The 19,429-nt window shown below is 32.4% G+C and carries 18 protein-coding genes and 1 tRNA gene; 9 read left to right on the forward strand and 10 right to left on the reverse strand.

The window, feature by feature from the left end; translation table 11 throughout:
* Together GGR32_RS03525 and GGR32_RS03530 are read right to left on the reverse strand one after the other, a co-directional pair.
* Positions 1–348 (reverse strand): YtxH domain-containing protein, encoded by a 348-nt coding sequence (locus GGR32_RS03525; protein ID WP_183476523.1) that lies wholly within the window; start codon positions 346–348, stop codon positions 1–3.
* Positions 349–456: 108 nt separating this feature from the next.
* Positions 457–2,130 carry a glutamine--tRNA ligase/YqeY domain fusion protein gene (locus GGR32_RS03530; RefSeq protein ID WP_183476525.1) on the reverse strand — a complete coding sequence of 558 codons (1,674 nt, stop codon included), beginning with the start codon at positions 2,128–2,130 and terminating at the stop codon, positions 457–459.
* 109 nt (positions 2,131–2,239) lie between these two features.
* Here GGR32_RS03530 and folB point away from each other — a divergent pair, with 109 nt between their 5' ends.
* Entirely contained in the window at positions 2,240–2,596 is a 357-nt protein-coding gene (gene folB, locus GGR32_RS03535; RefSeq protein ID WP_183476527.1) for a dihydroneopterin aldolase, read from the forward strand.
* Positions 2,597–2,648: 52 nt separating this feature from the next.
* Positions 2,649–2,722: transfer RNA gene (locus GGR32_RS03540), tRNA-Cys, on the forward strand.
* A gap of 37 nt (positions 2,723–2,759) precedes the next feature.
* On the opposite strand, the gene GGR32_RS03545 is transcribed toward GGR32_RS03540, so the two are convergent.
* A complete protein-coding gene (locus GGR32_RS03545; protein WP_183476529.1) occupies positions 2,760–3,452 on the reverse strand; it encodes a LysE family translocator in 693 nt (230 codons plus the stop codon).
* Between the two features lie 167 nt (positions 3,453–3,619).
* On the opposite strand from GGR32_RS03545, the gene GGR32_RS03550 reads away from it, so the two are divergent.
* Positions 3,620–3,889: a hypothetical protein gene (locus tag GGR32_RS03550; RefSeq protein ID WP_183476531.1), complete on the forward strand. Its 270-nt coding sequence runs from the start codon at positions 3,620–3,622 to the stop codon at positions 3,887–3,889.
* A gap of 45 nt (positions 3,890–3,934) precedes the next feature.
* Here the strand turns inward: GGR32_RS03550 and rnr are convergent, their stop codons facing one another.
* Positions 3,935–6,133 (reverse strand): ribonuclease R, encoded by a 2,199-nt coding sequence (gene rnr / locus GGR32_RS03555; protein WP_183476533.1) that lies wholly within the window; start codon positions 6,131–6,133, stop codon positions 3,935–3,937.
* A 180-nt stretch (positions 6,134–6,313) separates the two neighbouring features.
* Between rnr and GGR32_RS03560 the strand changes: the two genes are divergently transcribed.
* The 6 genes from GGR32_RS03560 (at position 6,314) to GGR32_RS03585 (ending at position 12,050) form a co-directional block, all read left to right on the forward strand.
* Complete coding sequence (locus GGR32_RS03560; protein ID WP_183476535.1) at positions 6,314–6,556, forward strand: DUF2007 domain-containing protein; 243 nt, start codon at positions 6,314–6,316, stop codon at positions 6,554–6,556.
* Positions 6,557–7,119: 563 nt separating this feature from the next.
* Positions 7,120–7,551 carry a ribose 5-phosphate isomerase B gene (gene rpiB, locus GGR32_RS03565; protein ID WP_183476537.1) on the forward strand — a complete coding sequence of 144 codons (432 nt, stop codon included), beginning with the start codon at positions 7,120–7,122 and terminating at the stop codon, positions 7,549–7,551.
* A 6-nt stretch (positions 7,552–7,557) separates the two neighbouring features.
* On the forward strand, positions 7,558–8,460 hold the full coding sequence (locus tag GGR32_RS03570; RefSeq protein ID WP_183476539.1) for a cation diffusion facilitator family transporter: 903 nt from the start codon (positions 7,558–7,560) through the stop codon (positions 8,458–8,460).
* Positions 8,460–8,906 carry a GNAT family N-acetyltransferase gene (locus GGR32_RS03575; RefSeq protein ID WP_183476541.1) on the forward strand — a complete coding sequence of 149 codons (447 nt, stop codon included), beginning with the start codon at positions 8,460–8,462 and terminating at the stop codon, positions 8,904–8,906. The genes GGR32_RS03570 and GGR32_RS03575 overlap by 1 nt, the downstream gene beginning before the upstream one ends.
* A gap of 81 nt (positions 8,907–8,987) precedes the next feature.
* Positions 8,988–10,331: a DUF5723 family protein gene (locus tag GGR32_RS03580; RefSeq protein ID WP_183476542.1), complete on the forward strand. Its 1,344-nt coding sequence runs from the start codon at positions 8,988–8,990 to the stop codon at positions 10,329–10,331.
* Positions 10,332–10,514: 183 nt separating this feature from the next.
* The gene (locus GGR32_RS03585; protein WP_183476544.1) at positions 10,515–12,050 is read left to right on the forward strand and encodes a SulP family inorganic anion transporter; all 1,536 of its coding nucleotides are present in this window, start codon (positions 10,515–10,517) and stop codon (positions 12,048–12,050) included.
* Positions 12,051–12,053: 3 nt separating this feature from the next.
* On the opposite strand, the gene GGR32_RS03590 is transcribed toward GGR32_RS03585, so the two are convergent.
* From GGR32_RS03590 to GGR32_RS03615, 6 genes are all read right to left on the reverse strand, one after another.
* On the reverse strand, positions 12,054–12,872 hold the full coding sequence (locus GGR32_RS03590) for a DUF1853 family protein (RefSeq protein WP_183476546.1): 819 nt from the start codon (positions 12,870–12,872) through the stop codon (positions 12,054–12,056).
* A 2-nt stretch (positions 12,873–12,874) separates the two neighbouring features.
* Positions 12,875–14,509, reverse strand: a complete 1,635-nt coding sequence (locus GGR32_RS03595) for a S41 family peptidase (RefSeq protein WP_183476548.1) — start codon at positions 14,507–14,509, stop codon at positions 12,875–12,877.
* 1 nt (position 14,510) lies between these two features.
* Complete coding sequence (locus GGR32_RS03600; protein WP_183476550.1) at positions 14,511–15,344, reverse strand: DUF4349 domain-containing protein; 834 nt, start codon at positions 15,342–15,344, stop codon at positions 14,511–14,513.
* Positions 15,331–15,687: a ribonuclease P protein component gene (gene rnpA, locus GGR32_RS03605; RefSeq protein WP_183476552.1), complete on the reverse strand. Its 357-nt coding sequence runs from the start codon at positions 15,685–15,687 to the stop codon at positions 15,331–15,333. Before rnpA ends, GGR32_RS03600 begins: the two co-directional genes overlap by 14 nt.
* A 139-nt stretch (positions 15,688–15,826) precedes the next feature.
* Entirely contained in the window at positions 15,827–17,647 is a 1,821-nt protein-coding gene (locus GGR32_RS03610; protein WP_183476554.1) for a M1 family metallopeptidase, read from the reverse strand.
* A gap of 117 nt (positions 17,648–17,764) precedes the next feature.
* On the reverse strand, positions 17,765–19,429 hold the full coding sequence (locus GGR32_RS03615) for a S8 family peptidase (protein ID WP_183476556.1): 1,665 nt from the start codon (positions 19,427–19,429) through the stop codon (positions 17,765–17,767).

The raw sequence follows: 19,429 nt of genomic DNA on the forward strand, positions 1-19,429 counted from the left end.
CTATGCTATTGAGCTTTTTTCTCCTTTTTGAAGTTTAGCGTTTTTTTTTCTTAATTCCTCAAGCTTTTCTTCCATTGCTACCAAAATATCATCGGCTTTATAACTTGCAGAAGATAGGGTTTCTTCTAACCTAGATTCAAAACCTGCTTTTGCTTTGGTAACCGATTCGTTTAAATTAGAAGCAGCCTCTTTTAATTGATGATCAAATTTATCACGAGCTTTATCGGCTTCTTCTCTTATTCTTCTACGGGTTTTGCTTCCTTTATCTGGTGCGTAAAGTATTCCTAATCCTGCACCTATGGCAGCGCCTGTTAATAAAGCTAAAATTGTGTTTCCTGTATTGTTCATAATGATGGTTTTTAAATTATTAACGTATTACTCAAATATACTATAAATAGCTAAGTAGTACTGTTAATTTGCCGTTAATATAATTTTAAAAACTACTATTTTATAAACTTAATTCTTTTTACCCCAAGAATCTCTTAAACCTACTGTTTTATTAAAAACTAATTTTTTAGCTGAAGTATCTTTATCTATACAGAAATAACCTATACGCTGAAACTGAAATTTATCTAAAACTTTTGCTTCTTGCAGACTAGGTTCTACATAACCTGTTATTACTTCTAACGAATTTGGATTTATAAATTCTAAATAATCTTTTTCTTTATCTGCATCTGGAGATTCTACGCTAAATAAACGATCGTACAAACGTATTTCTGCAGGAATAGCATGTTTGATAGATACCCAGTGTAAAGTCCCCTTTACTTTGCGTTGCGAAGCTTCTGTACCGCTGCCACTTTTAGTATCTTTATCGTAAGTACAATGTACTTCTAAAATGTTTCCTTCAGCATCTTTAATTACGCTTTCTGCTTTTATAATATAGGCATTTTTAAGCCTAACTTCTTTGCCTAATTTAAGTCTAAAAAACTTTCTGTTGGCTTCTTCTTTAAAATCTTCTCTTTCTATATAAAGCTCTTTAGAAAAAGGTACTTGCCTACTTCCTGCATGCTCATCTTCAGGATTATTTTCGGCAGTTAGCCACTCTTCCTCTTCTTCGTAATTGGTAATTACAATTTTAAGCGGATCGATAACCCCCATAACACGTGGAGCTATTTTATTTAAATCCTCACGAACACAAAATTCTAAATGCGATAAATCTACCACGTTTTCACGTTTTGCTATCCCAATAGAAGTTGCAAAATTACGTATAGAAGCTGGTGTATAACCACGGCGTCTTAACCCAGAAATGGTTGGCATACGCGGATCGTCCCATCCTGTTACAATACCTTCTTGTACCAGTTTAGCCAATTTACGTTTACTAACTACGGTGTGGCTAAAGTTTCTTCTGGCAAATTCTCGCTGCTTAGGTAAGAAATCGCCTGGTTTTTCTATTTTCTTTAAAAACCAATTGTATAATTCGCGGTGAGGTAAAAATTCTAATGTACAAAAAGAGTGTGATATCTGCTCGATAAAATCACTTTCTCCATGTGCCCAATCGTACATTGGGTATATTTTCCAAGTATTGCCTGTACGGTGGTGTGGTTTATGCAAAGTACGGTACATAATTGGGTCGCGCATAAGCATATTTCCAGCAGTCATGTCTATTTTTGCTCTTAATACATGTTCCCCTTCATTGGTTTCTCCGTTTTTCATAGCTTCAAATAAAGCTAAGTTTTCTTCGACAGAGCGGTTACGAAACGGACTCTCTTCTCCTGGTTTGGTAGGCGTGCCTTTTTGGGCTGCAATCTCTTCAGAGGTTTGGCTATCTACATAAGCATCGCCGTTTTTAATAAGCGCTATTGCCCAATCGTAAAGTTGCTGAAAATAATCTGATGCATAGCATTCTTTAGACCAGGTAAAGCCTAACCATTCTACATCCTTTTTTATCGCATCTACATATTCCTGCTCTTCTTTTGCAGGGTTTGTATCATCAAAACGTAAATTTACAGGAGCATTATAGCGTTTACCTAAACCAAAGTTTAAGTTGATAGAAGAAGCATGACCTATGTGTAAGTATCCGTTAGGTTCTGGAGGGAATCTAAATTTTAATACTTCTTTGGTGTAGTTTCCTTTTAAATCTTCTTCTATAATTTGCTCTATAAAATTGAGTGATTTTGTTTCTTCTGCCATGGCTAAATATTAGACTGCAAAGTTAATTAAAATAAACAGATTATAAAGCTAGCTTTCTTCTATAAACATGATAAATTTGCATAGAAATTTTTAGTATAAATTATTTATTTTGGGAAAAATTAAACTTACAAACATTAGGGTATTTACAAACCACGGATGCCTAGAAGAAGAAGGTAAAATTGGTAGTGAATATCGGGTAGATTTAACCATAGAGGCTAATTTCTCTAAATCGGCAGAAACCGATAACCTAGCAGATACAGTAGATTATGTGCATCTTAACCGAATTGTAAAAGAAGAAATGGCTATACGAGCAAAACTTTTAGAACAAGTTGCTAAACGTATTTTAGACCGTATAATGAATGAACTACAACTTGTTGATAAAGCTGAAGTTAGCGTTTCTAAAATAAATCCTCCCTTAGGTGGCGATGTAGAAATGGTAAGTTTAATTTTAAGCAAAACAAGATAGAATGTTTGTTATTTGCTAATTTTTATTACATTTGCATTTCTATTGCAAATAAGGTGTCGTGGCCGAGTGGCTAGGCAGTGGTCTGCAACACCATCTACAGCGGTTCGAATCCGCTCGACACCTCCACAAAAAACTCCTGATATTTTCAGGAGTTTTTTATGTTTTAATCTAAGCTATCTAAAGGTATTATTTGTTCTACACTATGCTCAAATTTATCTATACCTGTAGGGAAAATTCCTTTACTCATCATAATTAAACCACAAACAATAATAACTACACTTATGCTGCGTTTAAGTTTATATATTCTGGTAGGTGTTAATTTATGATTGAGTCTTTTTGCTAAAATTATTTTTAGCATATCTATTAAAAAATAGGTTATTATTATCGAGGTAAAAAATACCAATAAGCGTTGCGGATTCATATCCATAGCTGGACCAAAAGCGATAATTAAACCTAACCAAAAGCCCAAAACCCCAATGTTTACAAAGTTTAGTAGAAAGCCTTTTACGATTAAACCAAAAACATCGCTTTTTTTAAGTTTTTTAAACTCTTTTAAATCTGTATGCGGAACCTCTTTTTTTTGTTTGATAAAAGTTATAAACCCGTAAACTACCAAGATTGACCCTCCAAAAATAAATAATGCAGGCTCATCTTTTATACGGTTTAGAAGTTTACTTGTACTAAAATAAGCTATAAGTAAAAATACAATATCGGCAAAAATTACGCCTATATCAAAAAATATGGCAGCACGTATGCCTTTTAAGGCTGCGGTTTCTAACAATAAGAAAAAAACTGGCCCTAGTAAAAAAGCCAATAAAATACCTAAGGGTATGCCCGCAACAATATCTTGAAACATAATAAAACTCTATATTATTATTGTGCTACAAAGGTAGTTAATTTAAAAACTAGAAAATATATTATCTTTTCTTATTATAATTTTTATTCTATTGATAATTAATAATATATAAAAATAATTAATATATTTAGCACACTAACTCTTTTGTAATGTGTAAAATAACTATTATGAATACTAAAAAAATAAAGCTAATACTTAATGTATTAATTGCTTCAGCAATAACTATCGTTTTTATTAATTTAATAAGTTTAATTTTTAGCTTATTAACATTAAAATCTCCTATAGAGATAAATTCATTAATATTCGATAACGGAATGTTTTTTTTAAATGGAGAAAATATAGGAATGAATTTTATAGAAACAAAGTACTGGCTTTTTTACACGCTTTTACTTGTTACATATTATCATCTTTTTAAAAACAAAGAAAGCACTATTTAAAATTCTTATTTTTTCAATAAAAAGATGTTTTATAGATATAAAAACCTACAAAACATCTTCTTTACTTCCTAATAAGTTAAAATCTAAATGGCGTTTAGCGAGATCGGCATTTTTTACGTTAACATAAACCTCATCGCCTAAACGATAAGCTTTTTTTGTAGCCCTTCCTATTACTGCATACTCTTCTCTAACAAAATCAAAATGATCTTCAGGGATATCTTTTAAACGCACCATTCCTTCGCATTTATTTTCTTCTACTTCTACATAAATTCCCCACTCGGTAACCCCAGAAATTACACCAAGAAAAGCTTGATTTTCATGATCTTTCATAAACTTAACCTGCATGTATTTTATCGAATCACGCTCGGCATTGGTAGCAAAATTTTCTGCTTCGCTACAATGTTTACAATTCTCTTCGTAATTTTCTTGATTTGCCGAAGCTCCACCTTCTAAATATGTTTGTAAAAGCCTATGTACCATTACATCTGGATACCTACGTATGGGTGAAGTAAAATGCGAATAATAATCGAAAGCCAATCCGTAATGCCCAATATTTTTGGTAGAATAATAAGCTTTACTCATCGACCTAACTGCCAAGGTATCTACCAGGTTTTGCTCTTTTGTGCCTTGTACGTCGGTAAGTAATTTGTTTAAAGATTGGCTGGTAGATTTTCTATCTTTTAAATTTAATTTATAACCAAATTGGGCTATGATTGTTTGTAATGAAGCTAGTTTTTCATCATCTGGATCGTCATGGCAACGGTAAACAAATGTTTTTTCGGGTTCTTGTTTACCTATAAATTCGGCTACTTTTTTATTTGCCAATAGCATAAATTCTTCAATAAGTTTATTTGCTTCCTTTGCGGTTTTAAAATAAACTCCTACAGGTTCGTTAGCTTCGTCTAAATGAAATTTAACTTCTACTTTATCGAAAGATATAGCTCCTACTGCCATGCGCTTTTTACGCATTTGTTGGGCTAAATTATTAAGTTTTATAACGGCTTCTACTATTTTAGGATCTACCGTATATTCTTTATCTTGAATACTTATTTCTTTAGGGATAAAGCCTGCATTGGTTTCTATAATTTGCTGAGCTTCTTCGTAAGCAAAGCGAGCATCGCTATAAGTTACGGTACGCCCAAACCATTGGTTTTTTACTTGCGCGTTGTTATCTAATTCAAACACGGCAGAAAAGGTATATTTTTCTTCGTGCGGACGTAAAGAGCAAGCATTGTTTGATAATACTTCTGGAAGCATAGGTACTACCCTATCTACCAAATAAATAGAGGTAGCTCTTTCATAAGCTTCATTATCTAAAATACTACCTGGCGTTACGTAATGAGAAACATCGGCAATATGGATACCTACTTCTACGTTGCCGTTTTCTAAGGTTTTAAAACTTAGGGCATCATCAAAATCTTTTGCATCTTTTGGGTCTATGGTAAAGGTAAGTGTATCGCGCATATCGCGACGTTTTTTTATTTCTGAAGCTTGTATAGAGGTATCTAATTTGTTAGCAAATTCTTCTACTTCTGGCGGAAAATCGTGTGGCAACCCATTCTCGGCAAGTATGCTTTGCATTTCGGTCTCGTGGGTGCCTGCTTCACCAAGAACTTCTATAATTTTACCTTCGGGAGAATCAGATTTTTCTTTCCATTTTACAAATTCTACAACAACAATTTCTTTATCTTTAGCTTGGTTAATATGGTTTTTAGGAATAAATATATCGGTGTACATTTTATTTCCGTTTACCGTTACAAAACCAAAATTATCGTTTAGATGTAATTGCCCCACAAATTGGGTTTTATTACGTGTTAACACTTGTGTTATTTCGCCTTCGTTATTACGATTACGGCGGTGTTTATACACATAAACTTCTACTATATCGCCGTTAAAAGCACGGTTGATGTTATTTTTTGGGACATAGATATCTTCCTCCAGCTCTTCTACCACAACATAACCGTCGCCTTTGGCGGTTAAATCTAATTTACCTTGGTAATAATCTACTTGTTGGTTTAATTGAAATTTTCCGCGTTCTACTTGTATAAGTTTATCTTTACTAGCTAGTGCAGCTAACTCTTTTATAATTTGATTTCTGCTATTGGCATCGTTTACTTCTAAACGGGCTGCAATTTGTTTATAATTGAATGATTTTGTGGCATTTTTACGTAAAATGCTTATTATTTTGGTTGTAAGGTTCGGAATTTTTTTACTTCCTCTTTTTCTTTTCTTACGTTTTTTCATAGGGTATTTTATATATTTTAAAAGTACGTCTATATTTTAAGCTACACACATATTAAAATTAAAGTTATGTTAAGCCTATAAATGCTATTTTGCTGTAAAAAAGTGTACTAAGCTTATTTACAGTAGCTTTTTAAAATTATTTTTTTTGTATTTTGAGCAATAAATTTTTAATTAAGTTAAATGCAAGACTTTGTTACCTTAGCACAATTTACTTATGCTTACGAATATACGGTTCTTAAACACTTGTTAGACGAAGAAAATATTCGTTATTTTTTTCAGAACGAAACGGTTTTAGGTGTGGTTCCTTTTTACGCAAATGCTTTGGGCGGAATTTTTTTAAAAGTACATCCTAAAGACTTTGTCAAAGCTAAGAAAATTTTAGATAGCTTTTATAACGATAATCATCTTCATGTTATAAAATAAGTTGTTATCAACATTTATTAATATAATATCTTTTTTCTTTTTTTTTAAATTTAAATAATGATAGTTATAATAGCCTGTTAATAGCGGTATATTTAGAAGAAAAAAAAGTTGTAAAAGTGATTTATAAAAATATATGCACTTTATTAAAACTACAATGTTAATATTAATTAATTGAAAATGAAGCTTTATTAAATAATTATTAACAATTTCTAAAAGTTAAGTGAACAATAAAGTGTTTATTTTATATTCTAAAAATAGCTGTTAATAAGTGTTTATTTACGTTTAATAACTTTTTACCAAAAACTAAAAACTTCATTTTGAAATAAGAATTCTTTTTTTGATATAGTTATTTTTTAGAAAAAGTCAATAAAAACTTATAAAAAGAATCCGTTAGTTATTCACAATTGCTGTTTAATTTTAGAACTATGAAAATGAAGCTTTTAAATATTTTAATTAACAACAAAAAAATAGGCGATAATTAAAGCTTTAATTACCTTTGCTAACAAGGATAATATCTTCTTAATAAATATATAACTTATTAAAAATCAATAAAATAAAAATATATGAAAATCTCTATAGGAAACGATCACGCAGGAACCGCTTATAAAAATTACATTGTTAATTACTTAAAAGAACAAGGCTATACAGTAAAAAATCACGGAACAGATGATTCCTCTAGCGTAGATTATCCAGATTTTATTCATCCTGTGGCTACCGATGTTGAAACAAATACTGCCGATTTAGGTATCATAATTTGTGGAAGCGGAAATGGTGCCGCAATGACCGCAAATAAACACCAAGCCATAAGAGCTGCTTTATGCTGGACGGTAGAAATTGCCCAACTTGCCCGCCAACACAACAATGCCAATATATTAAGTATTCCCGCACGCTATACAGCAAAAGAACAAGCTTTAGAAATGGTAAAAACATTTTTAGAAACTAAATTTGAAGGCGGAAGACACCAAAATAGAGTAGAAAAAATAGCTTGTAAATAATTTTTTATGGCTGCCGAACATAAACATAGTTCTAGCCTTAGTGCTAAAAAACTTTTGTTTTCTATCTTGCTTAACCTAGGCATTACTTTAGCACAATTTATAGGCGGTATTATAAGTGGGAGTCTTTCTTTATTATCTGATGCGTTACATAATTTTACCGATGTTATATCTTTAATAATAAGTTATATAGCACATAAAATGGCTAGGAAAAATGCCTCTATCTCTCGTACATTTGGTTATAAACGTGCAGAGATTATGGCCGCTTTTGTAAATGCAGCATCACTTATAGTTATTGCAATTATTCTTATAAAAGAAGCAATTGGGCGTTTTTTTGAACCACAGGCTATCAATTCAACAGTAGTAATATGGTTAGCCATTATCGCAATTTTAGGTAATGGTTTAAGTGTTTTATTAATGAAAAAAGATAGCCAAAGCAATTTGAATATGCGTTCGGCATACCTGCATTTGTTTACAGATATGCTAGCATCTATAGCAGTACTTATAGGTGGATTGTTTATGAAATACTACCAGCTTTATTGGATAGATAGTATATTAACCATTATGATTGCTGTATATTTAATTGTTGTAGGTTATAAACTATTAAAATCTTCCTTTAAAATATTAATGTTGTACACACCTACCAATATCGATGTAAAAAAAGTAGTAGCAAAAGTTTGTGAAATTCCAGCGGTAAAAAATATACATCATATCCATATATGGTCTTTAAATGAAGATGAAATACACCTGGAAGCACATTTAGATTTACACGAAAATATATCGGTAACAAGTTTTGATGTTGTACTACAAAAAATAGAAAAACTGGTTAATAAAGAGTTTAATATAAACCATGTTACCATACAACCCGAACATAATAAACCCGATAGCAAAGCAATAATAATTCAGGATTAATGGAATTATCTTTTCAGATTAAAACTTTTCAAGAACTAACAACAACAAGCCTTTATGAGGTATTGCAACTACGCGCTAAAGTTTTTGTGGTAGAACAAAATTGCAATTATCAAGATGTAGATGGTTTAGATACCAAAGCTTTACATGTTTTAGGTTATATAGATAATCACCTTATAGCTTATGCACGTTGTTTTGCTCCAGGAGAATATTTTCCGCAAGCGGCTATTGGGCGTGTTTTGGTCGAAAAAAATTACCGCAAAGAAAACTATGGGCATCGTTTATTAGAGGAAACCATTAAAGTTATAGGTACTTATTATAACACAACTTCTATAAAAATATCGGCACAAGAATATTTGCTTAAATTTTATCAGCAACATGGGTTTAAAGCTATAGGCGATACGTATTTGGAGGATAATATTCCACATAGAGCCATGCTTAAAGCCTAAAACAAAAGTTTACTTTTTTAAAACATTTATACAAAAATATAACTATCTATAATAAAATTAACCAATTAAAATGTATTTTTTATGAAAACAAAACTATTATTTTTATTACTTCTTATAAGTTTAGATTTTTTTGCACAAGAACATTTTTTAGGTATAAATACCTCTAGAAGAGTAGGTTTATTAAACACACAAGAAAATCCTGCAGAGTTAACCAATTTAACCCATAAATTTGATGTAAACCTATTTAACATAAGCATACAAGCTGCTAATAATAAATTTAGTTTTAAAGATCTTATAAATGATAATAAAACATTTGATGATTATAAAAACGATCTCTACACTAGCAATACTCCTTTTAGTACCAATATAGACACTAAAGTAAACCTTTTAGGCTTAGCATTTAAGTATAAAGATTGGGGTTTTTCTATAAGCAATAATGTTTATGGAAAATTTACTATGACCGATGTAAACCCAAAATTAATCGAAGTAATAGAATCAGATTTTGAACAAGCAACCTATATAGAAAGCAAAGATAATCAACGTATAAATGCTATTGTTTATAGCGAAATAGCCCTTGCTGCAGCCAAAAATATTTATAAAACAGAAAAACATACACTAAATGTTGGAGTCTCTTTAAAATTACTTTCGCCAGAAGCATATTCTAACTTAGGCGTAAAAAATCTAAAAGGAACTTTTTCTAACCAATTGAATAAAGATACTTTTATGCAGGGTGCAACTGCCGAGATAGATCTATCCTACGCAGGCCAGTTAACAGATGATTTTGAAAACAATTCTTACTCTTTATTTTCTATGGGAATTAAAGGAGTTGCTGCAGATTTGGGTATAAATTATCAATTAAAAAATGAAGATTTAACATACGCTTATAAATTAAATGCAGGAATATCTATTCAAAATATCGGCTCGATGACATTTAAAAACAATGCTCAACACCATACATACCAATTAGCCATTCCCGAAAATGCAAGCTTTGATATTTCAAAATTCGAAGATGTAACAAGTGCTGAAGAATTTAATAAAATATTAGAAGAAAGCGGTTACTATACCGCAACCAGTTCGGGTGATAACATCAAGGTAAATTTACCTACAACAATTTCTTTATATGCAGATTACCAAGTGTATAATAACTGGTTTGCTACAGTATATACTAAACAGAAATTAAGTAAAAATAATAAGAATAAAAACTTCCCTACCTTCAATACTTTTTCAATAATCCCGCGTTATTCTTCCAATTTTTTCGAGGCTTATACTCCGTTGTCATTTAACGAAGTTTCTAAATTTACAGCAGGATTAGGCATAAGGTTAGGTGGTTTTTATATAGGTTCCAGTTCTATTTTTACAGCTTTAGGAAACAATGCTAAACATTTTGATGTACATATAGGTGCTAGATTTGGCTTAGTTAAGTAATCATAACAAGTAGGTTTAGGCTTTTGTTTTTAACTTCCAGCGTTCAAAAAAACATAAATTATCTACTTGAATTTTAATTGCTTATAAAAAATAACGTTTATAATTTATTAAATATTTCTTTATCGTATTAGGTTGTGAGATTCTGCTATTATCTATACTTTTGCCGACTTTAAAAATTATCTCATGAAAAAAATTCTTAACCTATTCGATTTTAAACAAAAGGTTAATTATAAAAATGAAATTTTAGCAGGACTTACCGTAGCCATGACCATGATTCCAGAATCGTTGTCATTTGCTTTATTGGCAGAGTTACCAGCTTTAGTAGGTTTATACGGAGCTTTTATTATGGGAATAATAACAGCTATTTTTGGAGGAAGACCAGGATTGATTTCCGGAGCCGCTGGAGCCACTGTTGTAGTGCTTATAGCATTGATGAAATCTCATGGGATAGAATATGTTTTTGCCGCAGTAGCCTTAGCAGGAATTATACAATTGTTCGTAGGAATATTTAAATTAGGAAAATTTATACGGTTAGTTCCTCAGCCTGTTATGTATGGTTTTGTAAACGGGTTAGCTGTAATTATATTTATGGCACAAATAGAGCAATTTAAGCATAAAGTAGGCGATGTTACCGTATGGCTTTCAGGAAGCCCAATGCTTATTATGATTGCTTTGGTAGCCTTAACCATTGCTATTATTGTAATTTTTCCTAAAATAACTAAAGCAGTACCATCATCTTTAGTAGCTATTATTGTTGTATTTGCGTTGGTTTTACTTTTTAATATAGATACAAAACAAGTAAAAGATTTATCTTCTATTAGTGGTAGCTTACCTCCTTTCCATATTCCAGATATTCCATTTACCTTAGAAACCTTAAAAATTATTCTTCCGTATGGTTTAATTATGGCAGCCGTAGGGCTTACCGAAGGACTTCTAACCTTAAACCTGGTAGATGAAATTACAAAAACCAAAGGAAATAGCAACAGAGAATGTGTAGCACAAGGTGCAGCAAATATTGCAAACGGATTTTTCTATGGTATGGGAGGTTGCCCAATGTTAGCCCAAACTTTAGTAAACCTTTCTGCAGGATCAAGGGCAAGACTATCGGGTATTATAGCTGCTTTAACTATTCTTTTTATCATTTTATTTGCAGCTCCAGTTATCGAACTTATCCCAATGGCAGCACTTACTGGGGTAATGATTATGGTAGCTGTAGGTACTTTTGAGTGGGCAAGTTTTAAAGCTTTAACCAAAATGCCTAAGCAAGATATTTTTGTAATGATAGTAGTAACTATTGTAACTATTGTAATGCATAATTTAGCTTTAGCAGTACTTATTGGGGTTATTATATCGGCTTTAGTATTTGCTTGGGAAAGTGCTAAACGTATACGTGCTAGAAAGTATATAGATGATAACGGAACAAAACATTATGAGTTATACGGACCATTATTTTTTGGTTCTACAACAACATTTATAGATAAATTTGATGTAGAAAACGATCCCGATGAGATAGTTATAGATTTTACTGAAAGCAGAATAACCGATATGAGCGCCATAGAGGCTGTAAATAAAGTAACCGAAAAGTATAAAAAAGAAGGTAAAAAAGTACACCTAAAACACCTTAGTGCAGATTGTGTTAGGTTACTAAATAAGGCCAATGCCATTATTGATGTAAATATTATAGAAGATCCTACTTACAAAGTGATAAGTAATAAATAAAGGTTACCACCATACTACAAATAGCCGAGTGTAGCAATGTTCAGATTTTTTTACCCAAAGTAAAACAGATTTCTTTGCTAATATAAATTTTTCTACCTGAAGGTTTATTTGCTCAAAATTTAACCAGGTTTTATGCTCTGCTAAAGGTGGTGTAAACCAAATAGATTTTTTTGGTGAATAGAATAGAAATTCACCATAAACTTCTTTAGTAAATTTTGTGTAACTTGTATAATAACCAACTATGCAAGCTTGGTTTATACTACTAAAATCTGGTTTTACACTTTTATCTTCAGGAATAAAAAGCTGAGCTTTAAAACAAACTTTTTGCTTTAAATTATTAGCGTGTATACCATGAGATTTTAAAAGAAGCTTACTTTCTTGTGTTAATGCTAGTGGGAGCTGATGGCTTTTTAGGCGGCTTACTTTTTTTAATAAAGTATCTTTTCGGTTAGGGCCTATCCAGCGTTGTTCTTCTATTTTAAAACTGGGGTTGTATAAGTATATTTTATACACTAATTCTATATGCAATACCTGTTTTGTAGTTAGTTCTTCTATAAAAAAATCAAATTCTCCTAAGGTTTTTTTGTTTACAATAAGCTGCAAATTACTAGCTAGTAACTTATAATTTTCTAGTAGGTTTATACTGTGTGTAAAAAATACTTCGGCACGTTTTCCTAAAATTAAGCTTGGTGAAAGCCCAGTTAAGCTGAGGTTTAGTTTTTTTGGTTTTGGTAAGAAAAAACAAGACATCCCCATAAAATGAGGATGTTTACTTATGTGTGGTGTAGCCAAAAAGCCTTGATATGCCTTTGTTTCATCCAAAGTTAATTGGTTTTTAGAATTTTTTTGTATTCCGCTGGGTTGTTAAGTATTTCTTTGGCTTTTTTAATAACATCGTTGTTGGTTAGATAGTAGGCATATAAACCTTTTTCGTACACATAGCGTTTTACAATTTGGTCGGTAAGAAGTTGTTTTATTTCTTCCGATTTTTCTTGCAACTCATGTTGTTTTGCCTGTTGTATACTTGCTAATAGTGTTTGATATTCTTGTTCTATATCTTTATCTAAACCTTCTTTTTTTGCTGTTTTTAAGGTGTTTTGAAGACTTTTTTCTGTTTTGGTGGTATATGTAAAGTTATTGTTTTTTAAATAGCTTAAAAAGTCTGTATAGATTTTTTCATCTACATAGAATTTTTTAGGGTCTAATTGTGGATTATCGTAGTAAAATTTTGTAACATAGTTAAAAATAATGTCTTCGGTTTCTAGGGCTTTTGTAATTTCGCTGTACGCTGCTGTTTTTAGTTCTATATCAGGAAGAATTCCTCCACCGTCGTAAACTTTTCTTCCGTTTTTTGTAAGAAATTCTTTATAGTTATCTTCTTGTGTACGTATGGCGTTTCCTTCTTTATCTCGGTGTTGATAGTCTAGGGCTTGGATGCATCTTCCACTTGGGGTGTAATACCGCGAAATGGTTACTTTAAGTTGTGTGCCATAGGTAAGTTTTTTAGGGCGTTGTACAAGTCCTTTTCCAAAACTTCTAGCACCTAAAACTACTCCACGGTCTAGGTCTTGTATGCTTCCAGAAACAATTTCGCTTGCAGAGGCACTTCTGCCATTTATAAGTACGGCAATTGGAATGTTGGTATCTAAGGCTGCTTTTTGGGTAAAATAAGTCTTGTTGTACTTTTCTATTACAGATTTTGTACTGGTAATTAAAGCTCCTTTTTCAATAAATATATTGCTAACATTTATGGCTTCGGAGAGTAAACCTCCGGGGTTGTTTCGTAGGTCTAAAATAATTTTTTTAGCGCCTTGTTTTTTTAATTCTTGTAGGGCTCCGGCTACTTCTGCAGATGCTTTTTTATTAAATTTTGTGAGTACAATATAACCAATATCGCCGTCGGTAAGCTGATAAAAAGGCACGGCGTTGATGTTTACTTTTTCTCGGGTAAGTGTTGTGGTTTTGGTTTTGCCTTGTCTTAAATAGGTAAGTTTTACTTGTGTATCTGGGCTTCCTTTTAGTAATTCTCCTGCATCTTCATCAAAATCTTGTAAAGTAATATTATCTATTTTAATAATTTCATCGCCCGCTTTTAATCCGGCTTTATCTGCGGGATAGTCTTGATATACTTCTCTAAGAATAATTTTATTTTGGGTTGTTTTTACATGGGCTCCAATTCCGGTATATTCACCTGCGTTTTGGATACGTGCTTGCTCTACTTCTTGTTCGTTCCAAAACTTGGTGTAAGGGTCTAGGTCTTCCAACATGGCTTCAATGGCGGTATCCATTAGCTTTGCTGGGTTTGTTTCATCTACATAATTCATGTTTAATTCTTTGAAAAGTGTAGTGAAAATTTCTATTTGTTTAGCTATTTCAAAAAAATCTGATTTGAAACTTGTAGTAATGCTTAGGATTCCTACGGCCAGGATACCGGTAATAATTCTTTTTTTATAGCGCATATTAAGATACCTTTTTTCCTTTTTTATTTCGTTTAAAGTAAATATAAAGAAATATAATAAGAATAAAAGCAAGGATAAACAGTGGCCAAAGGTAAATTAAACCAATAAAAACTACCGAAACGCCATCCCAACCTCCTTTAAAGGCATTGATGATTTTTTGTCCGTAAGACTCGGTTATTCCTGTTTCTGCGGTTACTTTATAAAAGTTTATGCTTAGGGTACTCATAGAAACTTGACTTTTTAGGTAGTTTAACCTGCCTTGTCTTGCTTCTATTTCTTCTCGTATATCTGCTATTTGCTTTTCTATGGCTAAAATCTCTTTGATATCTTTAGCTTTTTTTAGTAAGTCAATATACCGTGTTTCTAAGGCTCGTTTGGTTTTTAATCGTGCTTCTAAGTCTATAAATTCTTCGGTTACATCTTTACGAGAAATTTGTTTTTGTTCAAAATAAGTAACGCCTTTAGAGATTTGATCGATAGTGTTTTGGAAATTTTCTGTAGGTACTCTTATTTCCAAATTTCTATTTATCCGATTATAATTTTTGTAAGAATTATCACTAACAAAATAACCTTTGTTGGCGTTTACAATTTCCGAAATTTGTTGTTGAGTTTTTTCTATATCTTTAGTTTCAAACCTTAATGAAGCTGTTTTTATAATTTTTTGCTCTTGCTTTTGTGGGCTTGTGTTACTAGCTTTAGCATTTGGAGAACTTGCATAAGCTTTTGGTTGTACGGCATCGCTTTCTAGCTCGGTGTGCTTATAAGCATTTAGATTATCTCCGCCTTGTGCACATGCAAGCGGAAGCAAAAAGAATAATAGACTAATTAATTTCATGTAATAAAGTATTTACAGCTTGTTGTATCTTAGAATACGGCTTGTGTTCTTTGCCTAAATATAAAAATAATATTGCAAACTTTTTATGGTTTGGAGTATATATAATTTGTTTTTGTGTACGGTAAGCTTCTCTTATTAGGCGTTTTATGCGGTTTCTATCTACAGCTTTTTTAAAATTTCGTTTGGGTACACTTACGGCTACTTTATGTGTAGTATAATGTGTTGGTAAGGGATAATACAACAATAGTACCGGAAATTTTTTTACTGATTTTCCTTTAGAAAATACTTGTCCGATAAGTTGTTTACTTTTTAATTTTTCTATGCGCGGAAAGGTTTGCTCCATGAAACAAAGATAAGAAGTAATCTAATTGTTTAAACTTGATTTTATTTTTATTAAAAAAGTAGTTATAAGAATTAAAATAATAACCCTGCTCCTATAGGTATTAGAGCAGGGTTTATGCATTTAACTTAAAATGTATATATTAATTTTGATATACATTATTTGTAGGATCTACATCTGCCATACGCTGGCTAGGATCTATTTCTATTTTTTCGATATAAGCTTTAGGTTTATCTAATTTTAAGGTATAGGCAGGGTAAGCCCACGCCCAGTTATCTAGTACCAATCCTGCATTAGGTTTTATAAAACGCATCATTCTTAAAGGAATATAAAAGCGTTGTGTTGCGTTGTCTTTGTAGGTAACAAGTACTTCTAGTGGCATTGGCATTAAGCCTTTTCTTTCTAGGGTAATTATTGTTTGGTTGTTTTCTTCTACAAGGCCTTTAATGGCATAGTCTATGATATTGGTTGTTTGCGTCCAATCGGTTAAATACCAATCTAAATGAGCTCCAGATACTTTTTCGGCAACCCGTTTAAAATCGTTAGGTGTAGGGTGTTTAAATTTCCAATCGTTATAGTATCTGTGTATGGTTTTTTTAAAGTTTTCTTCACCTATTAAGTATTCTAATTGACTAAGGAATATGGCTCCTTTAGAATAAGCTGTAATCCCATAGGCTTGGTTAAAGTTATACCTATCGGCATGGGTACTTGCAGGTTGTTCTACTCCAGAGTTTGCTAGGTATAAATAGCCTTTATAGGTGTTTGCAAACGGATTTTTGTTGGTGCTGTTCATTACATATTCTTCTGCCAAGGTAGAGAAATAAGATGTAAAACCTTCGTCCATCCATTCGTGTTTACTCTCGTTAGTGGCTAAAACTAACTGAAACCATGCATGGGCTAATTCGTGAGCAGTAACGCCTACTAAGCTTCCAAAACTTCTTTCTCCGGTAATTAAAGTACACATAGCATATTCCATTCCGCCATCACCACCTTGAATCACAGAGTATTGCTTGTAGGGGTAAGGACCAATGTGTTTATTGAAAAACAACAGCAATCCTTCTGTTTTTTCTTGTAAATTTTTCCAATTTTTTATAAACTCAGGATTTTTATTGTTTTTGTATAAGAAATGAAGCTGAGTTCCGTCGCTAGCCATGCGTTTATCATGGATATAATCTGGATCGGCAGCCCAGCTAAAATCATGTACATTAGGTGCGATAAAATGCCAAGTTAATTTTTTACCTTTTCTTTTTACTTTTACGCCTTCATCTTCATAGCCATAACCTATTTGGTTAGGGTTTTGTAGGTAACCAGTACCGCCTATTATATAATCTTTATCGATAGTTATTTTTACGTCAAAATCTCCCCAAACGCCATGAAATTCTCTCCCGATGTAAGGGTCTGCATGCCAACCTTCAAAATCGTATTCGGCTAATTTTGGATACCATTGCGTCATAGACAGGGCAACTCCTTCTGTGCTATTACGTCCTGAACGTCTAATTTGTTTTGGTACTTGTGCATCAAAATCCATTTTAAAAGTTGTTTTTTCTCCTGGTAAAATAGGTTTTTTCAGGTTTACTTCTAGAATGGTTCCTACAGTCGTATGCTTTATTTCTTGGTTGTCTTGGCTAAGACTTTTTACTTTGATGTAGCCAATTTCGTTGGGTTGAAGTTTACTTATCCTGTCCTCTACTCTTCTATCGGGATCTTTTATGGTTCTTGAGCGTACATCCATTTCGCTACCTGGTTGAAAAGCATTAAAATGCAAGTGATAAAATACACGGTAAAGTGTATCTGGAGAGTTGTTGGTATAGACTAAGGTTTGTTTTCCGTGGTATTGATAATTTTTTACATCCATATCAATTTCCATCTTATAATCAACATGTTGCTGCCAATAGGAATGGTTGTTTTGTGCTTGTATCCCAAAACTTAATAGGGTAAATGATAAGAAAAGTAGTTTTTTCATTATTTTAAATTTTAGTTTTTGAAGATAATAAATTTTAATTATAAATAGGGATAGGTATTTAAAAAAAGAGATTCCTGTACAAGGCAGGAATCTCTTCTAATTATTTAGTAACTAAGCTTATTTTTTACTAGCTAAGATAAGAGCGTTGTAAAGGTTGGCTAATCTTCCAGATTTTGAAAGTTCACTAAAGGCTTTAACGTCTTCTTGTCCAGGTACAATTACTTGTGTATCTAGCCATAAGCCACTTTCCATAATTACTTCTTTTACTTGTTTTGCACTTAATTTAGGAAAGTAAGATCTAATCATTGCAGCTATCCCCGCCACTGCAGGCGAAGCCATAGAGGTACCTTGTAAAAACTCGTAGGTATTTAAAGGTGTTGTAGCATATATTTTTGTTCCAGGAGCAAAAACATCTACATTTTCTTTTCCGTAGTTAGAAAATGTAGCAATAAGGTCTGTACCGTAATCATAGTTAGATGCGCCAACAGTTAATACGTTATTAGAAATTTCTACTGGATTTTCTGGTGTTTGATCGTTCGGGTATACTTGTTTTTCATCAAGGTTTGTAGCATCGTTACCTGCTGCATTTACGATAAGTACGTCGTGTTTTTCTGCGTATTTAATAGCATCGATAACCCATTCTGGATTTGTAGAGAAGTATTTACCAAAACTTGTGTTTAATACTTTTGCTCCGTTATCTACTGCATAGCGGATGGCAAGTGCAATATCTTTATCGTATTCATCTCCATCAGGTACTGCGCGGAGGGCCATAATTTTTACATTATTGGCAACGCCATCCATCCCTATGTTATTGTTGCGTTGTGCAGCAATAATTCCGGCAACGTGTGTACCGTGTTTTGCATCTTCTTTTTTAGGGTCTGGACCGTCTACATCTCCGTTACCATAATATTTATCGTTAATATCATGGATGTTATCGTTGGTTTTTCTGCCGTATAGGTTTTTATTGAAGTGGGTATCTAAACGGCTTTGGAAATATTCTGTTGCTCCTGTAAGTCTTTCGGCAGCTGCTTCTATACTTCCTAGATTATTTATCATGTTAAGTAAAAAGCTTTTAGCTTCTAGTTCTTCTGCTCCTTGAGGTTCGTATGCTGCTAGGTTTTCTTTGGTAAGTTCTTTTTTACCTGTTTTTTCTAGCATTAATTTGTTAGAAGCGTTTATTTTATCGGCAAGACCTTTGTAGAAGTCTATGCTTTGTTCGGTTTCGGTATATTCTTTTTCAAATTCTTTTAAAGCGCGTTGATAGGTTTGGAAAGCTTTTTTATCGGCAGCTGCAATTTGGCTTTCTGTTTTGCCTTCAAATTTCTTTTCAAAGTCTCTAATAATTCTCACATATTCCATGTTTTCTTCGATGGTATTTCCTAAGAAATTCCATCCATGGATATCATCTATATAGCCATTTTTATCGTCGTCTATTCCATTTCCTGGAATTTCGCCTTCGTTTACCCAAAGCACATTTTTTAGGTCTTCATGTTCTATATCTATTCCACTATCTATTACACCTACGATAACCGTTTTTCCTTCTTGATTTTTTATAATTTCTTGGTAGGCTTTATAGATGCTCATCCCTGGGATAGTATCTTGGGCTAAGTCTTGGTGCCACCAATCTTTTAGTTGTTCTTCATTTAAAGGAGTGGTTTTTAAAACCTGTGTATCTATATTTTCTATTGGAGTAGAAGTAATTACAGGACCCGATGTACCACAAGCAGTTGCAAAGGCAATAATTGCTGCTGCTAATAAGGGTTTTAATAGAATCTTTTTCAT

The sequence above is a fragment of the Mesonia hippocampi genome, from assembly GCF_014197445.1.
In the GTDB taxonomy this organism is placed as follows: Bacteria; Bacteroidota; Bacteroidia; order Flavobacteriales; family Flavobacteriaceae; genus Mesonia; species Mesonia hippocampi.